This window comes from Enterobacter bugandensis (assembly GCF_900324475.1).
Taxonomy (GTDB): domain Bacteria; phylum Pseudomonadota; class Gammaproteobacteria; order Enterobacterales; family Enterobacteriaceae; genus Enterobacter; species Enterobacter bugandensis.
On sequence record NZ_LT992502.1, the window covers coordinates 1,228,037 to 1,250,580 of the forward strand.

The window sequence follows — 22,544 nt, forward strand, 5'->3', positions numbered from 1 at the left end:
CATCATGCTGACGTTTTTTATCAAACGCCCGCGCTTCGCGATGGTGATTGCGCTGGTCATCACCCTGCTGGGGGCCATCGCGCTGAGGATTATTCCGGTGGAGCAGTACCCGCAGATCACCCCGCCAGTGGTGAATGTGTCCGCCAGCTGGCCGGGCGCCAGCTCGGCTGACGTGGCGGAGGCCATCGCCACGCCGCTGGAGACGCAGCTTAACGGGGTGGATCATATGCTCTATATGGAGTCCACCAGCTCGGATGAAGGCACCTACAGCCTGAACATCACCTTTGCGGCGGGGACCGATCCGGACCTTGCTGCCATCGACGTGCAAAACCGCGTGGCGCAGGCCGTGGCGCAGCTGCCGACCGAGGCACAGCAAAACGGCGTGCAGGTGCGCAAGCGCGCCACCAACCTGATGATGGGTGTAAGCCTTTACTCACCGAACAACACCCACACGCCGCTGTTTGTCAGCAACTACGCCAGCACGCAGGTGCGCGAGGCGCTGTCGCGTCTGCCGGGCGTGGGACAGGTGCAGATGTTTGGCGCGCGGGACTACAGCATGCGCATCTGGCTGCGTCCGGACCGCATGAACGCCCTGAACGTGACCACCGATGACGTGGCGCAGGCGCTGCGCGAGCAGAACGTGCAGGGAGCGGCGGGCCAGATCGGTACGCCACCGGTATTCAACGGCCAGCAGCAGACGCTGACCATCAACGGGCTGGGGCGCTTAAGCCAGGCCGAAGACTTTGCCGACATCATTATTCGCGCCGGGGAGATGGGCCAGCTGGTGCGCATGAAGGACGTCGCCACCATCGAGCTCGGCTCGCGCAGCTACAGCTCGGGCGCACAGCTGAACGGGCATGACTCTGCTTACCTTGGCATCTACCCAACGCCGTCCGCCAACGCCCTGCGCGTGGCCGACGCGGTGCGCGCGGAGCTGGAGCGTCTCTCGACGCGCTTCCCGGACGACCTGGTCTACGAGGTAAAATTCGACACCACCACCTTTGTTGCCGCCACCATTAAAGAGATTGGCGTCTCGCTGGCGCTGACCATGCTGGCGGTTGTGGTGGTCGTTTCCCTGTTCCTGCAAAGCTGGCGCGCGACGCTGATTGTCGCCCTCGCCATTCCGGTGTCTCTGGTGGGCACCTTTGCGGTGCTCTACGCGCTCGGCTACTCCGCCAACACGCTGAGCCTGTTCGCCATTATTCTGGCGCTGACCATGGTGGTGGATGATGCCATCGTGGTGGTGGAAAGCGTCGAAACCCTGATGGCGGAAGGACAGAGCCGCACGGCGGCGACCGCGCTGGCGCTGCGCCAGATCGCCGGGCCGGTGATTGCTACCACGCTGGTGCTGCTGGCGGTGTTTGTGCCGGTTGCGCTCCTGCCGGGAATTGTGGGCGAGCTGTACCGCCAGTTCGCGGTGACGCTCTCCACCGCCGTCACGCTCTCAAGCCTGGTGGCGCTGACCCTGACGCCCGCGCTCTGCGCGATGCTACTGCGCCCGCGTCCGGCGAAGCCTGCCGCCATTTTCCGTGGGTTCAACCGTGGGCTGGACGCCACGCGCACGCTTTATACCCGGATAGTGAGCGTATTCAACCGGCGTCCGTGGCTGGCGCTGCTGGCCACCGCAGGCGCGGCGGCGGTGGTGGCGTTCAGCTTTATGTCGATGCCAAAGGGCTTCCTGCCCCAGGAAGATCAGGGCTACTTCTTCGCCAGCGTCCAGCTGCCGGAAGCGGCCTCGCTGGAGCGCACCGAAGCGGTGATGGCTACCGCGCGCGAGCTGATCGCTAAAAACCCGGCGGTGGAAGACGTGATTCAGGTCTCCGGGTTTAACATCCTCAACGGCACCAGCGCCTCCAACGGCGGGTTTATCTCCATCATGCTGAAGAACTGGAGCGAGCGCCCGCCGCTGGACGAGGTGATGGGCACCCTTCAGCGCCAGCTGCTGGCCCTGCCGGAAGCGACCATCATAACCTTCGCGCCGCCGACGCTGCCGGGGCTGGGCAACGCCTCTGGCTTCGACCTGCGCATTCAGGCGCAGGCAGGGCAGAGCCCGGCGGAGCTGGAGCGCGTCACGCGTGAGGTGCTGGCAAAAGCCAACCAGCATCCGCAGCTGAGCCGCGTGTTCACCACCTGGAGCAGCAACGTGCCGCAGCTGACGCTGACCGTTGACCGCGAGCGTGCGGCCCGGCTCGACGTGCCGGTGTCGCGCATCTTCAGCAGTCTGCAAACCGCCTTCGGCGGCACCCGCGCCGGGGATTTCAGCGTCAACAACCGCGTCTACCACGTGGTGATGCAGAATGAGATGCAGTGGCGCGAGCGCGCGGAGCAAATCAGCGAGCTGTTCGTACGCAGCAACAGCGGCGAGCGGGTGCGTCTGAGCAACCTCGTCACCATCACGCCGACCGTCGGCGCGCCATTTATTCAGCAGTACAACCAGTTCCCGTCGGTATCGGTAAGCGGTTCGGCAGCGGAAGGGGTAAGCAGCAGCACCGCGATGGCGGCGATGGGCGAAATTCTGGCGCAGAGCCTGCCTGCCGGGTACGACTACGCCTGGAGCGGCATGTCGTATCAGGAGCAGCAGACCGGCAACCAGGCGGTATGGATTGTGCTGGCGGCGGTGGTGATGGCGTGGCTGTTCCTCGTCGCCCAGTACGAGAGCTGGACGCTCCCGGCGAGCGTGATGCTTTCGGTGCTGTTCGCCATCGGCGGGGCGCTGGTCTGGCTGTGGCTGGCGGGCTACGCCAACGACGTATACGTCCAGATCGGTCTGGTCTTGCTGATCGCGTTAGCGGCGAAAAACGCGATTCTTATTGTGGAGTTCGCTCGCGCGCGGCGGATGGACGGGATGGCGATTGTCGATGCCGCGCGGGAAGGGGCATCGCGCCGCTTCCGCGCGGTGATGATGACCGCCGTGTCGTTCATCATCGGCGTCCTGCCGATGATGCTGGCGACCGGGGCGGGTGCCCAGAGCCGCCGCATCATTGGCACTACGGTGTTCAGCGGCATGCTGGTGGCAACCGTGGTAGGGATTGTGTTTATCCCCGCGCTGTTCGTGCTGTTCCAGCGCCTGCGCGAGTGGGGCCACGGCCTTACGGACTCGTCGCCCACAGCTCGCAGTGCTTCTGAACCAGAGAAATAAGCGAGCCGCCGTCGGCGATGAAGTCCCGCATGCGCTGCGCCTCGCTCTTGCCCTGCTTTAACAGCAGGGCAATTTCATTAATTGCGCTCGTTGCGCCGAGCTTCTCGGCCGACGGCGCAACCTGCTCCAGCAGCCAGGCGATATCGTCCGCCACGGTTTTGTGCTCGCCGGTATGCACGTCCGTCAGAACCCCCTCCAGCCCGTAGCGACACGCCTGAAAACGGTTAAAGCGGTACAGCAGAAAATCCCGCTCCTGATGCTTATACGGCCGCGTGGTCAGCAGCCAGTGGGACGTGGCCTGGATCAGCCCGGCGATATTAATCGCGTGGCCGAGCGTCAGCGGGGTATCCATCACCCGTACCTCAACGGTGCCAAAGTGCGGGCTGGGGCGGATGTCCCAGTGCAGATCTTTAATGCTGTCGATCATGCTGGTAGCGCTCAGGCGGCGGAACAGCCCCTCGAACTCCTGCCAGCTGTTAACCCACGGCATCTGGCCGTTATCCGGGAACCCCGAAAAGATATTGAGCCGCGACGAGGAGAACTTCGTGTCGGTGCCCTGCATGTACGGCGAGGCGGCCGCCAGGGCGATAAAGTGCGGCACAAAGCGCGACAGGCCGTGCAGGAGGTAAATGGCGTCATCCCCGGTCCGGCAGCCGACGTGCACGTGCTGTCCGAACACCGTTGCCTGCAAAATCAGATAGCCAAAGCGCTCCAGCGTGACGTTATAGCGCTCGTCGTCGCACACCTCCTGACGCTGCCACTTCTGGAACGGATGGGTCCCGCCGCCGCAGATCTGAATATGCTGCTCCGCCGCCGCGCGCAGGATGCTCTGCTGCATCACCGAGAACTGCGCCGCCGCCTGGTCAATGTTCTGGCACACGCCGGTGGCGATTTCGAGCATGCTTTCGGTGATATCGTGTTTGACTTCACCGCCTTTGATGTCGTCTTTGACGGCGGCGATGAGGGCAGAGGAGTCCTGGCTCAGATCGTAGCCCGGCGGGTTAACCACCTGCAGTTCGAGTTCGATGCCGAGGGTGAACGGTTCAGAGGATTTGAAATCAGGTAAAGGCATGGCGCACTCCGTTGTCTGTTGTGTGTTGAGTATAGACAACGACGTGGCGCTCACTTTTCAGGGTGGTATAACTGTTAGCAGGCTTAGCGAAAAGAGGGGTTAACCATGTCTGAGAATCCAGTTATTGCGCTGATTGGTCCCGGCGCGATTGGCACCACCATTGCCGCGGTGTTGCATGACGCTGGCCGCATGCCGCTGCTCTGCGGACGCACCGCGCATCCGGAATTACGCCTGCGTTACGACGAGGGGGAAACGGTTGTGCCCGGTCCGGTATTCACCGATCCGTCCGTCATTACTCGCCCCGCAGATCTTGTTTTTGTGGCGGTAAAAACGACGCAAAATTCCGACAGCGCCGGATGGCTGCGCGCGCTGTGCGATGAAAACACCGTGGTCTGCGCGCTGCAAAACGGCGTAGAGCAGAAGGCGCAGCTTGAGCCATTGGTCAGTGGCGCAACGGTGCTGCCGTCGGTGGTCTGGTTCCCGGCGCAGCGCGAGCCGGATGCCTCCGTCTGGCTGCGCGCCAAACCGCGCCTGACGCTGCCGGACGAGCCCCAGGCGCAGCGGGTGGTCGAAGCGCTTCGTGATACGCGCTGCGCGGTTGAGCTCTCGGAAGATTTCGCCACCGTCGCCTGGCGCAAGCTGCTGCAAAACGCGGTCGCCGGGCTGATGGTGCTGGCCAACCGCCGCGCCGGGATGTTCAGGCGCGAGGATGTCAGCGAGCTGGCGCTGGCCTACCTGCGCGAAGGGCTGACCGTCGCCCGCGCTGAAGGGGCGAAGCTGAACGATGACGTGGCGCAGGAGATCCTGGCGAACTTCCAACGCGCGCCCGTGGATTTGGGTACGTCGATTCTCGCTGACCGTCAGGCGGATCGCCCGATGGAGTGGGATATCCGTAACGGCGTCATCCAGCGCTACGGCCGCAGGCACGGCATTGCGGTGCCCATCAGCGATGTAGTGGTGCCGCTGCTGGCGGCGGGGAGTGAGGGGCCGGGATGAGCCTGGGTCTGGAGTGAAGGAAAGACCCGGCCGTTGTGCGCCGGGTAGCGTCTCTACTTAGCCTGACGGGCTTTCTCTGCTTTCAACTCTTCCATGGTTGCCTCCAGAATCCAGAGGCACTGAGCACCCTCAAACGTTTCCAGCAGCGCCCGGCGGGTACGCTGATAGAACGCGTCGATTTCTTCGGGGGATTTCTCTAAAGGCGGCGTGCAGACAATATCGCTGCCTACCATGTGCGGCCACTTTCCGGCGTCAATGGCGCGGAGCGCTTTCAGCGTTGCGTTCGTGTTTGTTATGAGCGCTGCGGCTAAGGCGTCCTCCAGCTGTTGCGCCTGCTTGACGTCAGCCGTAGCAGACAGGGTAGGAGCTTGCTCAATCCAGTGTGCATCACCAGAGGCGATTCCATTAAGTGCTGATGACCAGTCAGTGCTGGCTGCAATGGCTGGGACGGCGAGCGCACATAGCAGGAGTACGATAGGGTATTTCATCGCACGACCTCAAGGTCACCGCCGTCACGAAGGATTTTACGTCGCGTTGACAGTGAGAGAATGATGCACCCCTCTGATGCAAACCCGGCTGGACCATACTTGTGGTCACCATGAATGCGGAATTCTGAGCGACCAAAACTCTCTCCGGAGGTTTGCTCAAGGATGATTGTAATTGGTCCTTTTGAATTCGAATGACCCGCGATTTTATATGTCCCGCGAGGCAGTGGCCCCAGTCCCTTTACATGCTGACGGTCCGGGTTGTTTTTATTCGTAAGAGCTCCGGAATATCCGGTTTCAATTAATTTGCCGTCTTTATACATCTTGCCGGTAGACTGCTCATACTTCCATACCATAACGTTCTCCTTATGCCGTTTTGCGATCATTCCAGCTATCAGAATGCATGATGTTACCGTCGACATAGCGCCAGGTAATTTTTTCATACAGCAGTTCTACCAGCTCAAGATGGTTATGTTTCTCATAGTCAGGATCTTTGACGTCAAGCATCATTGGACAGACGCTGACGATCGTCACTCCTTCCATAAGGCTGGAAAAATATTCCACTTCCTGGCCGGCATCGTTGATATGGTAAAACTTTACCTCTGCGGATTTTAGCTTCTGACCTGTGCTGACAGCCTTGTACAAATAGGGGCTGGAGGCGTCGATCTCTTTATCGAAAGAATAAGGGGAATGGACGCGAAGACTTGTTGCTTTGCCGTTATGCTTGTCCGTGGGTTGCATTACGCCGTGGTTCAGTGCGATTAACTCAATACTTCCTTCACGACCATGTATATCGACAGAGCCTTTGATGTCGGCACCACCGTCGTCTTTGAGCCATAAATAAGCGGGAATAGCCATTTGTATAAAACTCCATTTAAGAAAATCCTGAAAAAGCCTTTTGGTTAAGTTGGTTAGGTAACCATGGTGACGCTAGCGCTTATAAAGTGGGTCGTCAATTTTTGTACGATTTGGATATGAAATGATCTGCATTTTCGTTGATATAAATTAAGAAAATGTGGGATCTTACGGTTTGAAACTGGAAAATTTATTAATGTTTAATGCCGTGGTTTTACTTAAGTATTAATTAAGTAAATATTGATTGAAAGTCTAATAAATATTTGGATTGTTATTAGGTTTATATCTATTTAACGATTTATTGATTGGTTAAAAGCTCATAACGGTTCGTCAGAATACCCGCAAATCCCTAGCGACATGCCTGAAACGGTTAAAGAGGTTAAGCAGAAAATCCTACTTCCGATGCTTATATAGCCGTCTGGTTAGCTGCCAGTGCAGATCTTTTATGCTGTCATTCCTGGCCGACCGTCAGGCGGATCGCCCGATGAAGTGGGATATCCGCAACGGCGTCATCCAGCGCTACGGCCGCAAACACGGCATTGCGGTGCCCATCAGCGACGTGGTGGTGCCGCTGCTGGCGGCGGGGAGCGAGGGGCCGGGCTAACGGCCGCTGTTTTTCCATTCGGCAAAGTAATGGGTGGCCGTGCTGCCCATCGCTTTTCTAAACAAAATGATAAACGCATTCATACCTGAGAGTGGAGGCGGGCCGATAGAGAGGAAGGGAGATGAATATGAATGTCCGCTCTGTGCCAGCAGCAGACGTTGAGGAGAATATCATTTTGATGTGAAATATTTGCGTAATATTTTTTCTAATAGCGAGAAAACGACCGTCACCCTTTTGGGAGTAATCAGCTGGTAAGGTCGATATAAATAAAGTTGCCATTTCTCCTGTCGGAGCTCTGGCAGTGGGGGAACAAGTTGGCCGCTTGCTAAGTACTCCCTACAGATAAAATCGCTGGATTGTACAACCGTTTTTCCGGCCAATGCAGCCTGAATTTCGGCGTATGGGTCTGTAGTATAAAACTCAATATGACGAGGGACAAAAGTGTTCACTGCGTCACTCATAAACTCAAATGATTTTCCTGTCTCAGGATTAATTAAACCACTAAATGGATAACGCTGTCGAAGATCTTCTAAATCAGTAGGTGCTCCCAGACGCTCAATAAGTTCAGGGGATGCAACCAAAATATGTTCAACTTGTCCGATGTTTTTAATGATAAAGTTTGGATTAGGTTCTCGCCCTACGCGTATACCTATATCGATACGATGCTCAATAGTATCAAGTTTCATCATATCTAAACGCCAGTCAATAAATAAATCAGGATAGGGGCGTAGTGCAGTCAAGAGTTCATACAAGATTTGTTCATGATTTGGAAATCGAAGTAATGTGATGCGAACAATACCTTTCATTTCATTATCATCTTTCGCCATCTGAAATAATTTTTCAGAATCTTCCAGCAGTCGCTTCGCTTGGGGTAAAAATAGTTCGCCGAAACTGGTGAGAAAGATCGAACGAGTATTGCGTTTGAATAAAGGTTCACCAAGTTGTTTCTCCAACTCAGCGACTGTTCGGGTTACTACTGATGGTGAAACCGACAGTTTGATGGCTGCTTCGCGGAAGTTCAAGGTCTCAGAGGCGATGATGAAAAATTTTAGTGCATCAAGTTTGTTCATGATTATTGTGAAATTTGCAATAATGTATTTTGATAATAGCAATTAATTTGCAACTATTCCAGCCATATAATCGAACAATCAAATAAGTAACCTGTCTTACTTTTTATCAGAACTCAAAAGAGTAAATTATGTCAATTCAACCAGTAGAGTTAAACAAAGCCTATCGTTTATTACAGGTCGGGCCAACCACGATGATATCGGCTAAAAATGATGGCATTGAAAATGTCATGGCAGCGGCCTGGGTGGGATTAGTAGGCAATAACAAAGTGATGGCTTTTATAGGTCCACAGGCATTTACTCGCGGGCTTGTAGAAAAAAGCGGATATTACGCTGTCCAGATCCCAGTAGTAAATCAGATGGAAATGGTTTTATATGCTGGAGGCCACAGTTATTCCGACACACCAGATAAAAATAGTAAAATCCCACTATTTTATCAGAAAGAGTTTGATCTGCCTCTAGTTGAAGGTTGCGCTGGCTGGTTAGTATGTAAGGTCATACCCAATGAAGAAAATGAAAAGCAGCACAACTTGTTCTTGGGGGAAATTGTCGGAGCATGGAGTGATGACCGCGTTTTCAGAAATGGGCACTGGATTTTTGATGATGCGCCTGATGAATTACGTACTGTCCATTACGTAGCTGGTGGACAGTTTTATGCCATTGGCAAAGGTACAAAATTTAATTATGGTCCGGGAAAAGACTAATCCTTACTTCTGTATAAATGTAGCCATATAACATGGCTACATAGAGGTAGTAGCAAAAAAAACAATTAAGATGTCCGCTTTTCGCTCTTAACGGACATTCAACAAACTACTCTGTACTTTGAGTAAGGCCAAAGTCCTGCTTTTTACCCCAGCAGAACCCCGGCCACCTATCACCCGCCTCAGTGCGCCGTTATATAAGGCTCCTTCACAAACTCCGCCAGCAGCCAGACCATATCATGCAACAGCCCGGTGAGTTCTTTCGCCACGCTCGCAGGTAATGTCCCGCCCATTACTGCCAGCGTTAACGCCACGGCATAATCCACCTGTAGCGCCGTTTCTTGCCAGCACTCTGGCACGCAGGAGGTAATCTTTTCCCCCGCAATGAGCCGTTCCACCAGATACGGTGGAAGTTCTGAGTCACAGCACTCGCGCAGCCGTTTCAGCGCAGCCAGCAGTCGCTCGCAAAGGGTGGCAAAAGTCACCGCGTCGTCCGTTTCAACCAGCACGCTCACATATGCAGTGCAGGCATCAGCGAGTTCAAAGAGATCCGCAGACTCAGGCAGTTGCAGGTGGAGAAGGTGATGAACAGCACTTTCTTCAGAAAGTGCATAAGACAGAGAAGGGATAGTTGTCATGTGATTTTCCTTTTAAAACGTACTCCAGACCACCACATAAGTTCCTACGCTCATGGGTGGTTGCGCTGACGGAGGTAGGAATACCGCACATGACTAACGGCCAACCTTTCGGTTGCTCCGCCAGCGCGACCGTATTTTAACGGGATGAGCGCTGTCGCGACAAAAATAATTGCCGTGTCATGTTATGCGGGTTCCTACGCCCGGTTACGGATGTGCCGCAACGCAGGCACTTTACGGCGATGAAAAAAGGAAGGAAAGGGGATACCCCTGAATTACATAAGGTTGCTTGCAGGTTTGCGAGGCGGCTTCCAGAACGGCATTGCCGGGTGGCGGCTACGCCTGACCCGGCCTACAAAATCCAAAGCCCCAACAGCGACACGAACCGCAGGCCCGCGCAAGCGAAGCGCCGCCGGGCACCGCCGCGCTGCCGTCACCCCTCGCTCAGCATCGCCAAAAACCGCTTCACCGTCCGCGAACGTTCAAAACGCCGCCAGCAGAGCGCGATATCGGTATAAAGCTCCGGCGAGCGCAGCGCGTGGTAGGTGACATTCGGTGGTGAAATGGCCGCCATGGATTTCGGCACCAGCGCGAACCCGCCGCCGGCGGAGACCATGCTCAGGGAAGAGGAAAGCTGCGACGACTGCAGCGCGCGCTGCACGTTTATTCCGGCCCGCTCACAGCAGCCGTAAACCCGGTCATACAGACCCGGCGCGACCTCCTGCGGGAACAGCACCACCGGCGTATCCCGAAGTTCCTCCAGCGCCAGATCGCCGCACGTCGCCAGAGGATGATCGCGATGCAGCGCCACCACCATTGGCTCCCGGTCGAGGATTTTTAATTCGAATACCTTGCTGCTTTCGCACGGCAGGCGCACAAAGGCGATATCCAGCTCACCCTCCGCCAGCATCGTGGTCAGCGACGACATGTTGGCTTCCACCTGGTGAACCTGCACTGCCATGTTCTGCACCTGAAACTGGCGGATCAGGGCGAAGATTTTGGGATGAAAAGCATCCGAACTGGTAATGCCAATTGACAGGCTGCCGTTCAGCCCGCGCGCGATGCCCCGGGCTTTCTCCAGCGCGGCGTCGCTCAGCGCCAGGATCTTACAGGCGTCCTCATAGAAGGCTTCTCCCGCCTCGGTCAGCTCCACGCCCCGCGTCAGGCGCCTGAACAGCGGTGTGCCCACTTCCTCTTCGAGCCGTTTGATCTGCTGACTCAGAGGAGGCTGTGAAATACCCAGCGCGTTGGCCGCCCTGGTGAAGTGTCGCTCGCGTGCTACCGCGACAAAATAGCGCAGATAACGAAGTTCCATATCAAAAACGTCTCAAACCAGCATGGATTCTATATTGGAACTCTCTGCTGAATCGGGTCAACATTTATTTAACCTTTATAAATAAAGTTGAAGAGGACGAGCATGATGATGCATTCATCTGCATGCGACTGTGAGGCGAGTTTATGCGAGACCCTGCGCGGGTTCTCGGCTCAACATCCTGACAGCGTGATCTATCAGACATCGCTAATGAGCGCCCTGCTAAGCGGCGTCTACGAAGGGGAGACCACCATCGCCGACCTGCTGGCACACGGCGATTTTGGCCTCGGCACCTTTAACGAGCTGGACGGCGAAATGATTGCCTTCAGCAGCCAGGTATACCAGCTGCGCGCCGACGGCAGCGCCCGCGCCGCGAAGCCGGAGCAAAAAACGCCGTTCGCGGTGATGACCTGGTTCCAGCCGCAGTACCGCAAAACCTTCGACGGGCCGGTCAGCCGTCAGCAGATCCACGATGTGATCGACCAGCAGATCCCCTCCGATAATCTGTTCTGCGCGCTGCGCATCGACGGCAACTTCCGCCACGCGCACACCCGCACCGTACCGCGCCAGACGCCGCCGTATCGGGCGATGACCGACGTGCTGGACGACCAGCCGGTGTTCCGCTTTAACCAGCGCGAGGGCGTGCTGGTGGGGTTCCGTACCCCGCAGCATATGCAGGGGATAAACGTGGCGGGCTATCACGAACACTTCATCACCGACGACCGACAGGGCGGCGGCCATCTGCTCGACTATCAGCTGGAGAGCGGCGTGCTTACCTTCGGTGAAATTCACAAGCTGATGATCGACCTGCCTGCCGACAGCGCGTTTTTACAGGCCAACCTGCACCCCAGCAACCTTGATGCGGCTATCCGCGCCGTTGAAAACTAACAGGAGTACTACCGTGAACAGTGAGAAACAGTCACGTCAGTGGGCGCACGGCGCCGATATGGTTGTCGGCCAGCTGGAAGCGCAGGGCGTGAAGCAGGTGTTCGGGATCCCGGGGGCAAAAATCGACAAGGTTTTTGACTCCCTGCTGGACTCCTCCATTGAGATCATTCCCGTACGCCACGAGGCCAACGCGGCGTTTATGGCGGCGGCAGTGGGACGTCTGACCGGCAAAGCCGGGGTGGCGCTGGTCACCTCCGGACCGGGCTGTTCGAACCTGATCACCGGTATTGCCACCGCTAACAGCGAAGGCGACCCGGTGGTAGCGCTGGGTGGGGCGGTGAAGCGGGCGGATAAAGCGAAGCTGGTGCATCAGAGCATGGACACCGTCGCGATGTTCAGCCCGGTGACAAAATACGCCGTAGAAGTGAACTCCCCGGACGCGATTGCCGAGGTGGTGTCCAACGCGTTTCGCGCCGCCGAGCACGGCAGGCCGGGCGGGGCGTTTGTCAGCCTGCCGCAGGATATTGTCGACCAGCCCACCACGGGGGCGATTTTGCCCGCCAGCGGTCCCGCGCTGATGGGGCCGGCACCGGAATCCGCCATTAACGACGTGGCGAAGCTTATTGAAAAGGCCAAAAACCCGGTCATCTTACTCGGCCTGATGGCCAGCCAGCCCGCCAACAGCGCCGCGCTGCGCAAGCTGCTGGAGAAAAGCCGTATTCCGGTCACCAGCACCTACCAGGCCGCCGGGGCGGTCAATCAGGAGCACTTCACCCGCTTCGCCGGACGCGTCGGCCTGTTTAACAACCAGGCGGGCGACCGGCTGCTGCATCTGGCGGATCTGATTATCTGCATCGGCTACAGCCCGGTGGAGTACGAGCCTTCTATGTGGAACAGCGGCGACGCCACGCTGGTGCACATTGACGTGCTGCCCGCCTATGAGGAGCGCAAGTATGTTCCCGATCTGGAGCTGGTGGGGGATATCGCCGCCACGCTGAACCTGCTCGCCAGCCGCATTGAGCACAAGCTTGAACTGAGCCAGCGCGCCTCGGAAATTCTGGTCGATCGCCAGCATCAGCGGGACCTCCTCGACCGCCGCGGCGCATCGCTTAACCAGTTTGCCCTGCATCCGCTGCGCATCGTGCGCGCCATGCAGGACATCGTGAACAACGACGTGACGCTTACCGTCGATATGGGCAGCTTCCACATCTGGATCGCCCGCTACCTCTACAGCTTCCGCGCGCGTCAGGTGATGATCTCCAACGGTCAGCAGACCATGGGCGTGGCGCTCCCGTGGGCGATTGGCGCGTGGCTGGTCAACCCGGGCCGCAAGGTGGTGTCGGTTTCCGGGGACGGCGGCTTTTTGCAGTCGAGCATGGAGCTGGAAACCGCCGTACGCCTCAACGCCAACGTGCTGCACATCATCTGGGTGGATAACGCCTACAACATGGTTGCCATTCAGGAAGAGAAAAAATACCAGCGTCTTTCCGGCGTCGAGTTCGGCCCGGTCGACTTCAAAGCCTATGCCGACGCGTTCGGCGCAAAAGGTTTTGCCGTCGAGAGTGCCGACGCGCTCGAACCGACGCTGCGTGCCGCAATGGATGTCGATGGCCCGGCCGTGGTGGCCATTCCCGTCGACTACAGCGATAACCCGCTGCTGATGGGCCAGCTCCATCTCAGCCAGATTTTGTGAATCAACATAAGGACAGAGAAATGCAAAAAGTGGCTCTCGTAACCGGCTCAGGCCAGGGGATTGGCAAAGCGATCGCGCTTCGTCTGGTGAAGGATGGTTTTGCCGTCGCTATCGCCGATTACAACGAAGAGACGGCGAAAGCGGTAGCCGATGAAATCATCCGCAGCGGCGGGAAGGCCGTCGCCGTGAAGGTGGACGTCTCTGACCGCGAGCAGGTGTTTGCGGCGGTGGAAAAAGCCCGCACCGCGCTGGGCGGCTTCAACGTTATCGTCAATAACGCCGGGGTGGCGCCGTCCACGCCGATCGAATCCATCACGCCGGAGATTGTCGACAAGGTCTACAACATCAACGTGAAAGGGGTGATCTGGGGCATTCAGGCCGCGATTGACGCGTTCCGCAAAGAGGGACACGGCGGCAAAATCATCAACGCCTGCTCACAGGCGGGGCATACCGGCAACCCGGAGCTGGCCGTCTACAGTTCCAGTAAATTTGCGGTGCGCGGCTTAACCCAGACCGCCGCACGGGATCTTGCTCCGCTGGGGATCACCGTTAACGCCTACTGCCCGGGCATCGTTAAAACGCCGATGTGGGCGGAGATCGACCGTCAGGTCTCCGAGGCGGCGGGTAAACCGCTCGGCTACGGGACCGAGACCTTTGCCAAACGCATTACGCTTGGCCGCCTGTCCGAACCGGAAGATGTTGCCGCCTGCGTTTCATATCTTGCCGGGCCAGACTCTGACTATATGACCGGCCAGTCTCTGCTCATCGATGGTGGGATGGTGTTCAACTAAATTCTAATAAGCTCTGACATGAGTTTTCCCCTGCCTCCGCGCAGGGGCTTTTTTTTGTCTCCTCCGCCATTGTGCATTACACTGCGCGCTGCAAAACTTTAGTCATTACGATCTGACAGGCGGTAACAGCGATGAACGGTACAATCACAACGTGGTTTAAAGATAAAGGCTTTGGATTTATCAAAGATGAAAACGGCGACAACCGCTATTTTCATGTGATTAAGGTCGCGAACCCCGATCTGATTAAGAAAGATGCCGCGGTGACCTTCGAGCCAACCACCAACAACAAAGGCCTTTCCGCCTACGCGGTGAAGGTGATCCCCGAAAGCAAACATCTCTATATCGCAGGCGAGCGCGTGAAGCTCAGCTCCATCAAATCCTTCGTGGTATTCAGCGAAGAAGAGCCCGTTGAGACCAAAATCGACAAAGAGAACGCGGTGCTGTCGGTGGGTCTGCTGATGAACAGCATCAAACCAAAATCCGACAAGAAGCCGGGCGAAATGCGCACGGTGAAGAAGCTGGCGATCACCACCTTCCAGAACACGACGATGATCTTTACCGAAGATGAAATCGACATTGATGCCACGGTGAAGCTGCTGAAGTGATGGTTTGCCGGGTGGCGGCGATGCCTTACCCGGCCTGCAAAACTTAACCCATTCTGTGCTCGCCCCGTAACATCGCCTCACGGTTAAACACCTTCTGAATCGCCCCGTGCGCCATAAACGCTGCCCGGTCGGACATATGGGCAATCACGTCCGCGTCGTGGCTCACCAGCAGATAGGTCATCTCATGCTCGGCCTTCAGGCGGTTAAGCAGGTTCAGGATTTCCGCCTGTACCGACATATCCAGCGCCGAGGTCGGTTCATCCAGCAGCAGAAGCTGCGGGCGCAGCAGCAGCGCCCGGGCAATGGCAATGCGCTGGCGCTGGCCGCCGGAAAGCTGGTGCGGGTAGCGCCTGCCCGCGTCGGCGGAAAGTCCCACCTGCTGCAGCGCATCCGCCACCTTTTCCGCAACCTGCGTTTCGCCGTGTAGGCTTAACGGCTCCGACAGGGTGCGCGCAATGGTGTGGTTTGGATGCAGCGAGGCCCACGGATCCTGAAACACCATCTGCACGTTGCGGCGAAGCTTGCCTTCAAAGCGGCGCCCTGGCGTTAACGTTTCCCCCAGCAGGGCAATACTGCCGCGCCACTCGCGCTGTAGCCCTGCCAGCACGCGCAGAAGGGTCGATTTGCCGCAGCCGGATTCGCCAATCAGGCTGAACGTCTCGCCTCTCTCTATGCTAAAGCTGGCGGCAGAGACCGCCGTTTTTTCCCCGAAGGTGACCTGCACCTGGTTAACCTCAACGAGCGCCATCGCTGGCCTCCTTCCACGGCTGCGAACGATCGAGCGTCGGCAGCATCTGTCCATAAGTATGGGCGTCTGGACGACAGGTCCACAGGGTGCGCGTGTACGGATGCGTCGCCTGCGGGAGCCGGTTCGCCGCCATCTCATCGACCTTTTCACCCTGATACATCACCAGCACGCGGTCGCAGTGCTCCGCCACCAGCGGCAGATCGTGGCTGATTAACAGCATCGCCATCTGGCGTTCTTCGCACTGCTGCATCAGCAGCTCGAGGATCTGATTGCGCAGGCGGGCGTCCAGCGCGGAGGTCGGTTCGTCGGCAATCAGCACCTGCGGATTGTTGATCAGCGCAATCGCAATCATCACCCGCTGGCCCATGCCCCCGGAAAGCTCGCCGGGATAGCGTGACAGCACGTTCTCGTTCAGCCCGACGGCGCGGATGATGTCGTGAATGCGCGCCGCACGCTCCGGGCGCGTCAGGCGCTGATGCAGCGTGAGCGCCTCATCAAGCTGGGCGGCGACGCTTTTCACGGGGTTTAGGGCGTAGCGCGGGTCCTGCAGGACCATCGCAATCCCGTTGCCGCGCAGCGCCTGCCAGCGGCGGGCGTTCAGGGTCAGCAGATCGTTGCCAAGCACGTTAAGCCGGTTCGCGCTCACGATACCGGGTTTACGCACCAGACCCATCAGGGCGCGGGCGGACATCGACTTACCGGAGCCGGATTCTCCCACCAGCGCCAGCCGCTCGTTGCCAAGCCGAAAGCTCAGGTTGTTGACCACGCGCGCGGCGGGGTAGTCGATATTCAGCGCATCGACGATAACGCGGTGTTCAGTCATGCTGTGGCTCCAGTACGTCGCGCAGGCCATCGCCCAGCAGGTTAAACGCCAGGCTGGCAAACAGGATGGCGCCGCCCGGAATGGCGGCAATCCACCACTGGTCGAAAATCACCTGCATGCCGTCGGCAATCATCGCCCCCCATTCGGCCATGGGCGGACGCGCGCCAAGGCCGAGGAAGCCGAGACCGGCGGCGGCCAGAATAATCCCCGCCAGATCCAGCGCCAGCCGCACAATCGCGGACGGCAGGCACAGGGGCAGAATATGGCCGACCAGCAGGCGCAGGCCGCGGATCCCCATCATCTCCGCGGCGGCCAGATAATCGCTGTGGCGCAGACGCTGAATCTCGCTCCGCGCCTGACGCGCGTAGGCGGGCCAGGTGGTTAAGGCCAGCGCCAGCGCGCCGTTGACCAGCCCTGGGCCAAGCATCGCCACAAACGCGAAGGCGAGGATCAGGCGCGGCATCGACATCACCACGTCGGTAAAGCGCATCAGGATACGCTCCACCCAGCCGCCGTAGTAGCCGGACAAAATGCCCACCAGCAGCCCGGCGGGCAGGGTAATGACCGTCACCAGGGCCACCAGCCCGAGCGCCGGACGGGTGCCGTAAATCAGGCGCGAGAGCAGATCGCGCCCGTAGCTGTCGGTGCCCAGCCAGTGCCGGGCGCCAGGCGCCTCCAGGCGCGCGGCAGCGTCCTGCCAGTTCGGATCAACCGGCGCCAGCCAGGGCGCGAACAGGGCAATAAACACCAGCAGCACGAGGCCAGTCAGTCCGCAAACGGCGGCAGGGGAGCGGCGCAGGCGGCGTAAGAAGAGATAAAACGGCATCAGCGCACCCTGGGATCGGTCGCCCGCACAAGCAGGTCGGTAAGGTTATTGATCAGCACAAAGCAGACGCCAATCAGCAGCGTACCGCCCATAACCGCGGTCGTGTCTCCGGCGAACAGGGCGGTGGTGAGATAGCGTCCAATGCCCGGCCACGAGAACACGGTTTCGGTTAATACCGCCCCTTCCAGCATGCTGGTATAGGCCAGGGCGATCACCGTCAGCAGGGTGCTGCGAATGTTCGGCAGCACGTGGCGCAGCAGAATGGCCATCTCCCCGGCACCCTTGGCGCGGGCAAGCAGGATGTACTCCTTGTTCATTTCGCTGAGGCAGGCCGAGCGGGTCAGGCGAGTAATGCTTGCCAGCGAGTAATAGGCCAGCAGCAGCACCGGCAGCACCAGGTGGCTGATGGCGTTGCGGAATGCCTCGCGATCGCCGGAAAGCCAGGTGTCTATCAGCGCAAAGCCGGTGCGCGGCTCGACGGTGAACTGCCAGATATCGTCCAGCCTGCCGGGGCCCACGCTCCACTGCAGCTTCGCGTAGAACAGGGCCAGCATCAGCAGGCCAAGCCAGAAAATCGGCACCGAGTTGCCGAGCAGGGTAAGCGTTCTGATCGCGACATCGAGCGGCGAACCGGCGTAGCGGGCGCACAGCACCCCGGCCGTCACGCCGAGCACGGACCCAATGATTAACGCCAGCGTCGCCAGCTCCAGCGTAGCGGGGAAGGCGTGCAGCAGATCCTGCAGCACCGGCTGCCCGGTAGCGCTGGCGGTGCCTAAATCACCGTGGGCGAGATTTTGCAGATAGTGCCAGAACTGCACGGGCAGGGGACGATCCAGCCCGAGCTGGTGGCGAACCTGATCGTACGTTGACTGGCTGGCGTGATCCCCGACGATCTGCAGCACGCGATCGACCGGGGAAAACGCCGAAAGCGCAAACGTGACGAGCAGCAGCCCGAAGAGCGTCAGCAGCAGGGTCAGCAGACCCTGAAGCACGCGGGTGGAAAGATGCGGCATGGGAAATCGTTATCCAGAAAATATGCACGGACGACCCCCTCTCCCACGGGAGAGGGAGAAGGACAAGGGCTACTTCGTGACGCGATCGTACCAGACCATATCCGCGTTCAGCCCCTGCTGATATCCCTTCACGTTATCGCGCACCGCGATCTGGGTTTTGCCCTGATCGACGAACACGTACGGCGAGCTCTGCTGCAGCTGTTCCTGCATCTTCTTGTACAGATCCAGACGCTTCGCCGGATCCGGTTCGGCAACCGCCGCCAGCGTGGCCTTGTTCAGCTCCGGGATTTTCCAGCCGTTCAGACCGGCCACGGTGCTGGACTTCCCGTCGTTCCACGCGAAGGCGCTGGCGTTTGAGTGCGCATCGAAGTAGTCCGGGATCCACAGACGAATCGCCGCCTGATGCTGCTTAGCGCGCACGCGGGCATAGACCTGGCTCCCGGCGGCAGGCAGCAGATCCACCTTCACGCCACCCTGAGCAAAGCTCGCCTGCATCGACTGGGCAATAGTGATAAACGGCGGCTTGTTCTCCACGTCCAGCGTGAAGTGCGCGTCCTTAATGCCCGCTTTGGCGAGGATTGCCTTCGCTTTTGCCGGGTCAAATTTAAACCGATTGTCTTCCAGCGCGCCCGGCAGGCCGACCGGCAGGAAGCTCTGGTGAACAAAATACTGGCCTTTCAGCAGGTTTTTAGTGATGCCGTCATAGTCGACCAGCCAGCGCGACGCTTCCCAGAACGCCGGGTTGTTCAGCAGCGGATTGGCGCTGTTGCCGATGTTAAACACCAGGTAATTCTGTTCGGCGGACGGAATGCTCAGCACCTTCACGCCCGGCTTGCCGTCCAGGGCGCTAATCTGGTCTGCACCCAGATCGCGCGCCACGTCCGCATCCCCCTGCTGGATCAGCAGGCGGCGTGAAGCCGGATCGGGAACGTTCTTAATGATGATGCTTTTCAGCTTCGGCGCGCCGCCGGGGGCGGAATCGTTGGCTTCCAGCACGATGGCCTGATGCGGCTGATAGACGCGCATTTTGAACGCGCCGCTGCCCGCCGAGTGCATTTTCAGCCAGGCGTTGCCGAAATCGTTATCCTTGACGTTTGCCGCGACCTGCTTTTCATCGACGATGGAGGCTATCGGCGTGGAGAGAATATTCAGCGCCACCGAGGGGCTAACGTCCGCCGTCCAGTGAAGCTGGAGGGTATGATCGTCCACCTTTTTCAGCTGGCTGGCGATGTTGCTCGCGTCCCAGCCCAGCACGTTGAGGATAAAGGCCGGGGATTTGTTCAGCTTCACGGCGCGGGTATAAGAGAAAATCACGTCTTCCGGGCGCAGCGGGTTGCCGGAGGCGAATTTTGCATCGGGTTTAAGCTTGATGGTCAGGGTTTTTGCTGCCGCATCCGCGTCCCAGCTTTCTGCCAGAACCGGCGTGATTTTTTCCGGATTATCGCGGTCCGGCTGCACCAGACGCTGGTACAGGCTCGGCACGGTCTGGATGCTGGAGAGCTCGTTGGCTTCGGCCGGGTCGAGGCTCACGATGTCATCAAGACCCTGAGCAACCACCAGCGTCGTCGGCGGCGTAGCGGCGTGGGTAGCGCCTGAGAGCGCAGCCAGCATCAGTAACGGCAACAGTTTTTTCGTCATAGCGATCCCTGAGAAGAATATATTGTGATTGTTTTATGCTCCGCTACGTTAGGTCGACTCCACATTTCTTCAAAGTCGAAATTCTGCTTTGCTTATGCCATGCGGATATATCGCATGCGGCCTGGTTATTAAACGCCTCTCTTTTCGCCGCCCTTTTAACCTGCTATAACAAAATCCTTACCTTTCAGGGAGTCACCCCCGTGCCCGAAATCAATCAATATGGTCAAACCGTTAACGATCTCGTCCCGGACTGGAAGTGCGCGCAGGTATTAACCCGCACGGCGCTGACCGGGCAGTATTGCCGTCTTGAGCCGCTGGACGCCGGGCGTCACGCGGCGGATCTCTTTGAGGCCTACGCGCTGGGCGACGACAGCGACTGGACGTGGCTTGCCAGCACCCGGCCTGAAAGCGTGGAAGCCACCGCACACTGGGTGTCCGGAAAGGTGATGGATGATGACCTGGTGCCCTTTGCCGTGATGGATTTACGCACTGAAAAGGCGGTCGGACTGGTGAGCTATATGGCGATAGAGCGCTTTCAGGGCTCGGTGGAGATCGGCCACGTCACCTGGTCGCGCAGGATGAAAGGCACTCGCATCGGCACCGAGGCGGTGTGGCTGCTGCTGAAAAACGCCTTTGACCACAAATACCGACGGCTGGAGTGGAAGTGCGATTCGATGAATACCGCATCGCGCAGCGCCGCGGAGCGGCTTGGGTTCGTCTGGGAAGGGCGCTTACGCCAGCGGCTGGTGCGGAAAGGCCGCAACCGCGACAGCGATATGCTTTCTATTATTGATGGCGAATGGCCGCAAAGAGACGCGGAGCTGCGCGCCTGGCTGGCGGCGGCGAATTTTGACGAGGAAGGACGGCAGATAAAGCGGCTTGAGGCGTTTCGGTTATAAGTTTTTATGTAGGGTACAGCCCAACCACGCGGCTAATCCGCGGAAATAGCGATTTCAATCAGGTTGGTTTTTCCGGACTGCAGGCCGCGCGTTACCGCTTCGGCGATATCCGCCGCCTCGGTCACCCGGCAGCAGTGGACACCCATGGCGGTGGCCAGCGACTGAAAATCGATATGCGGGTTCACGAGGTCCATCCCGATAAAACGGCCCAGCCGCGTTGAGCTGTAGTCGGCCTGGCTCTTCATAAAGTTTTTCAGGATGTTGTACTCCCTGTTATTCATGACGATAAAGGTGACCGGCAGATTTTCGTGTGCTGCCGTCCAGAGTGCCTGCGGCGAGTACAGGGAGGCCCCGTCGCCGATCAGGCAGACCACCGGCTCCTGTCCGCGTCCCAGCGAATGCCCCACGGAGGCAGGCATCCCCCAGCCCAGTCCGCCGCCGCGCATAAAGTAGTAGCGCTGATGCTGCTGGTCAGAGATGAACCGGCGGACATGCCTGGCGGTCGCTATCGCCTCATCAACGATGGTGGTACCCGCCGGAATGGATCGGATGACCTCCCAGGCTGCGACCATCGGCGAAAGGGCCGGGCGAAGCCGCTCGCCGGCCAGACGTTCTTCCTGCAACTGCCACTCCTTCTCACGTTCGTCGCGGGCCGCCACCAGCAGCTGCTGGTGGGCCAGCGTGTTGGAGATCAGGCGCTGCTCAAGCTTCGGCAGCAGTTCGTGCAGGGACAGTTTGATATCCCCCATCAGCGAAAGGCGAGTGGCATAGGTGCGGCCAAGCTCGTGCATATCCGCCGAGAGCTGATACACCGCGCAGGTTGCCGGAATGGCCTCGCCCTCGCTGTACAAAATGGTGATTAGGCTTCTGCCGCCGATGATAAACACGGCGTCATAGGCATTGACGATGCTGGCGATTTCGCTGGCGGTGGTGGGCATATTGCCCCGCCAGAGCGCGTGCTGGGTGGGAAATGGCAAATTCAGCGGCCAGGAGGAGCCGTAGACGTGGGCGCCGAGCGCTTCCGCCAGCTGGACAATTTCCTGCGTCGAGCCGCTGGAGTGCACCTCATCGCCCGCCACAATCATGATCCTGCCCGGCGCTATCTCGCTGAGCGCCTCCGCCAGCTCGTCCAGCGAGCCCGCAACGGTGTGGTAGTTTACTCTCGACGCCGTCTGTATCCCGGCGTCGCTCAGCTCTTCCATCACGTTCATCGGCAGGGAGAGCAGCACCGGGCCGCCAGGAGGATAGCTGGCAGCGTGAAACGCGCGGCGCACCAGCACCGGGAGCTGGTCGGCGCTGGTGACCTCCTGCGCCCACTTCATGATCGGAGAGCCGATGGAAACAATATCATCATACAGAAGCGGGTCGCGGACGTAGTGTCGCGTATCCTGCTGTCCAACGGTCACCACCAGCGGGGTTTTCATAATCCGCGAATTAATGAGATTCCCCATACCGTGCCCAAGGCCGCTGGCGGTATGCAAATTGATAAAGCCCGTTTTGCCGGAGGCTTTCGCATAGCCGTCGGCAATCGCCACCACGGTGCTCTCCTGAAGCGCCAGAATATAGTGAATATTTTCATGGCGAAGCAGGGCATCAATGAGCGGAAGTTCGGTGGTGCCGGGGTTGCCAAAAATATATTCCACGCCTTCACTCTCCAGCACTTCAAGAAGAATATCGGCACCCGTTCGCATATTGAGATCTGATAAGGACGTTAATGATTTAATCATAATGACACCTCATTCAGCATTATTTAA

At 58.5% G+C, this 22,544-nt stretch carries 22 protein-coding genes and 1 pseudogene; 9 read left to right on the forward strand and 14 right to left on the reverse strand.

The genetic code is table 11. From position 1 onward, the window contains the following. Positions 1–4: 4 nt before the first annotated feature. Positions 5–3,139, forward strand: coding sequence for an efflux RND transporter permease subunit (locus DG357_RS05880; protein ID WP_088205194.1), 3,135 nt, complete (start codon positions 5–7; stop codon positions 3,137–3,139). Here the strand turns inward: DG357_RS05880 and DG357_RS05885 are convergent. Further along, positions 3,090–4,211, reverse strand: coding sequence for a YbdK family carboxylate-amine ligase (locus DG357_RS05885; protein ID WP_045260729.1), 1,122 nt, complete (start codon positions 4,209–4,211; stop codon positions 3,090–3,092). The two genes, DG357_RS05880 and DG357_RS05885, sit on opposite strands and share 50 nt — an antisense overlap. 105 nt (positions 4,212–4,316) lie before the next feature. Between DG357_RS05885 and DG357_RS05890 the strand changes: the two genes are divergently transcribed. Beyond that, positions 4,317–5,207 (forward strand): oxidoreductase, encoded by an 891-nt coding sequence (locus DG357_RS05890; protein WP_108780324.1) that lies wholly within the window; start codon positions 4,317–4,319, stop codon positions 5,205–5,207. Between the two features lie 53 nt (positions 5,208–5,260). Here the strand turns inward: DG357_RS05890 and DG357_RS05895 are convergent, their stop codons facing one another. The 3 genes from DG357_RS05895 to DG357_RS05905 are packed head-to-tail and all read right to left on the reverse strand — an operon-like array spanning position 5,261 to position 6,550. Then, entirely contained in the window at positions 5,261–5,695 is a 435-nt protein-coding gene (locus tag DG357_RS05895; protein ID WP_088205192.1) for a hypothetical protein, read from the reverse strand. Continuing rightward, positions 5,692–6,048 (reverse strand): tlde1 domain-containing protein, encoded by a 357-nt coding sequence (locus tag DG357_RS05900; protein WP_045325586.1) that lies wholly within the window; start codon positions 6,046–6,048, stop codon positions 5,692–5,694. Before DG357_RS05900 ends, DG357_RS05895 begins: the two co-directional genes overlap by 4 nt. Positions 6,049–6,058: 10 nt before the next feature. Continuing rightward, complete coding sequence (locus tag DG357_RS05905) at positions 6,059–6,550, reverse strand: Hcp family type VI secretion system effector (RefSeq protein WP_088205191.1); 492 nt, start codon at positions 6,548–6,550, stop codon at positions 6,059–6,061. Positions 6,551–6,998: 448 nt separating this feature from the next. On the opposite strand from DG357_RS05905, the pseudogene DG357_RS05910 reads away from it, so the two are divergent. Beyond that, positions 6,999–7,151, forward strand: a pseudogene (locus DG357_RS05910) (oxidoreductase); the annotation flags it as partial. Between the two features lie 170 nt (positions 7,152–7,321). On the opposite strand, the gene DG357_RS05920 reads toward DG357_RS05910, so the two are convergent. Further along, entirely contained in the window at positions 7,322–8,221 is a 900-nt protein-coding gene (locus DG357_RS05920) for a LysR family transcriptional regulator (protein WP_047367767.1), read from the reverse strand. 128 nt (positions 8,222–8,349) lie between these two features. On the opposite strand from DG357_RS05920, the gene DG357_RS05925 reads away from it, so the two are divergent. Continuing rightward, positions 8,350–8,922, forward strand: a complete 573-nt coding sequence (locus DG357_RS05925) for a flavin reductase family protein (RefSeq protein ID WP_028012260.1) — start codon at positions 8,350–8,352, stop codon at positions 8,920–8,922. 179 nt (positions 8,923–9,101) lie between these two features. Here DG357_RS05925 and DG357_RS05930 read toward each other — a convergent pair whose 3' ends face one another. From DG357_RS05930 to DG357_RS05940, 3 genes are all read right to left on the reverse strand, one after another. Beyond that, positions 9,102–9,557 carry a hypothetical protein gene (locus tag DG357_RS05930; protein ID WP_059357462.1) on the reverse strand — a complete coding sequence of 152 codons (456 nt, stop codon included), beginning with the start codon at positions 9,555–9,557 and terminating at the stop codon, positions 9,102–9,104. Further along, positions 9,520–9,681 (reverse strand): hypothetical protein, encoded by a 162-nt coding sequence (locus tag DG357_RS23285; RefSeq protein WP_108780325.1) that lies wholly within the window; start codon positions 9,679–9,681, stop codon positions 9,520–9,522. Before DG357_RS23285 ends, DG357_RS05930 begins: the two co-directional genes overlap by 38 nt. A gap of 306 nt (positions 9,682–9,987) precedes the next feature. Then, on the reverse strand, positions 9,988–10,869 hold the full coding sequence (locus DG357_RS05940; RefSeq protein WP_088205189.1) for a LysR family transcriptional regulator: 882 nt from the start codon (positions 10,867–10,869) through the stop codon (positions 9,988–9,990). Positions 10,870–10,974: 105 nt separating this feature from the next. On the opposite strand from DG357_RS05940, the gene budA reads away from it, so the two are divergent. The 4 genes from budA (at position 10,975) to DG357_RS05960 (ending at position 14,843) form a co-directional block, all read left to right on the forward strand. Beyond that, positions 10,975–11,754, forward strand: coding sequence for an acetolactate decarboxylase (budA, locus tag DG357_RS05945; protein ID WP_028012263.1), 780 nt, complete (start codon positions 10,975–10,977; stop codon positions 11,752–11,754). Next, positions 11,726–13,447, forward strand: a complete 1,722-nt coding sequence (alsS, locus tag DG357_RS05950) for an acetolactate synthase AlsS (protein ID WP_274621348.1) — start codon at positions 11,726–11,728, stop codon at positions 13,445–13,447. Before budA ends, alsS begins: the two co-directional genes overlap by 29 nt. A gap of 20 nt (positions 13,448–13,467) precedes the next feature. Further along, positions 13,468–14,238 carry a (S)-acetoin forming diacetyl reductase gene (locus tag DG357_RS05955; RefSeq protein ID WP_088205188.1) on the forward strand — a complete coding sequence of 257 codons (771 nt, stop codon included), beginning with the start codon at positions 13,468–13,470 and terminating at the stop codon, positions 14,236–14,238. Positions 14,239–14,369: 131 nt separating this feature from the next. After that, positions 14,370–14,843: a cold-shock protein gene (locus DG357_RS05960; RefSeq protein WP_088205187.1), complete on the forward strand. Its 474-nt coding sequence runs from the start codon at positions 14,370–14,372 to the stop codon at positions 14,841–14,843. A 43-nt stretch (positions 14,844–14,886) separates the two neighbouring features. On the opposite strand, the gene DG357_RS05965 is transcribed toward DG357_RS05960, so the two are convergent. From DG357_RS05965 to DG357_RS05985, 5 genes are all read right to left on the reverse strand, one after another. Next, positions 14,887–15,591: an ABC transporter ATP-binding protein gene (locus DG357_RS05965; RefSeq protein WP_088205186.1), complete on the reverse strand. Its 705-nt coding sequence runs from the start codon at positions 15,589–15,591 to the stop codon at positions 14,887–14,889. After that, positions 15,578–16,414, reverse strand: coding sequence for an ABC transporter ATP-binding protein (locus DG357_RS05970; protein ID WP_088205185.1), 837 nt, complete (start codon positions 16,412–16,414; stop codon positions 15,578–15,580). The genes DG357_RS05965 and DG357_RS05970 overlap by 14 nt, the downstream gene beginning before the upstream one ends. Continuing rightward, positions 16,407–17,240 carry an ABC transporter permease gene (locus tag DG357_RS05975; RefSeq protein WP_048961396.1) on the reverse strand — a complete coding sequence of 278 codons (834 nt, stop codon included), beginning with the start codon at positions 17,238–17,240 and terminating at the stop codon, positions 16,407–16,409. The genes DG357_RS05970 and DG357_RS05975 overlap by 8 nt, the downstream gene beginning before the upstream one ends. After that, a complete protein-coding gene (locus tag DG357_RS05980; RefSeq protein WP_048961395.1) occupies positions 17,240–18,253 on the reverse strand; it encodes an ABC transporter permease in 1,014 nt (337 codons plus the stop codon). The genes DG357_RS05975 and DG357_RS05980 overlap by 1 nt, the downstream gene beginning before the upstream one ends. A 69-nt stretch (positions 18,254–18,322) precedes the next feature. Continuing rightward, complete coding sequence (locus DG357_RS05985; RefSeq protein WP_088205184.1) at positions 18,323–19,891, reverse strand: ABC transporter substrate-binding protein; 1,569 nt, start codon at positions 19,889–19,891, stop codon at positions 18,323–18,325. A 200-nt stretch (positions 19,892–20,091) separates the two neighbouring features. Between DG357_RS05985 and DG357_RS05990 the strand changes: the two genes are divergently transcribed. Next, positions 20,092–20,790 carry a GNAT family N-acetyltransferase gene (locus tag DG357_RS05990; protein WP_048998934.1) on the forward strand — a complete coding sequence of 233 codons (699 nt, stop codon included), beginning with the start codon at positions 20,092–20,094 and terminating at the stop codon, positions 20,788–20,790. A gap of 32 nt (positions 20,791–20,822) precedes the next feature. Here the strand turns inward: DG357_RS05990 and DG357_RS05995 are convergent, their stop codons facing one another. Next, positions 20,823–22,517, reverse strand: coding sequence for a thiamine pyrophosphate-binding protein (locus DG357_RS05995; protein ID WP_088205183.1), 1,695 nt, complete (start codon positions 22,515–22,517; stop codon positions 20,823–20,825). Positions 22,518–22,544: the final 27 nt, after the last annotated feature.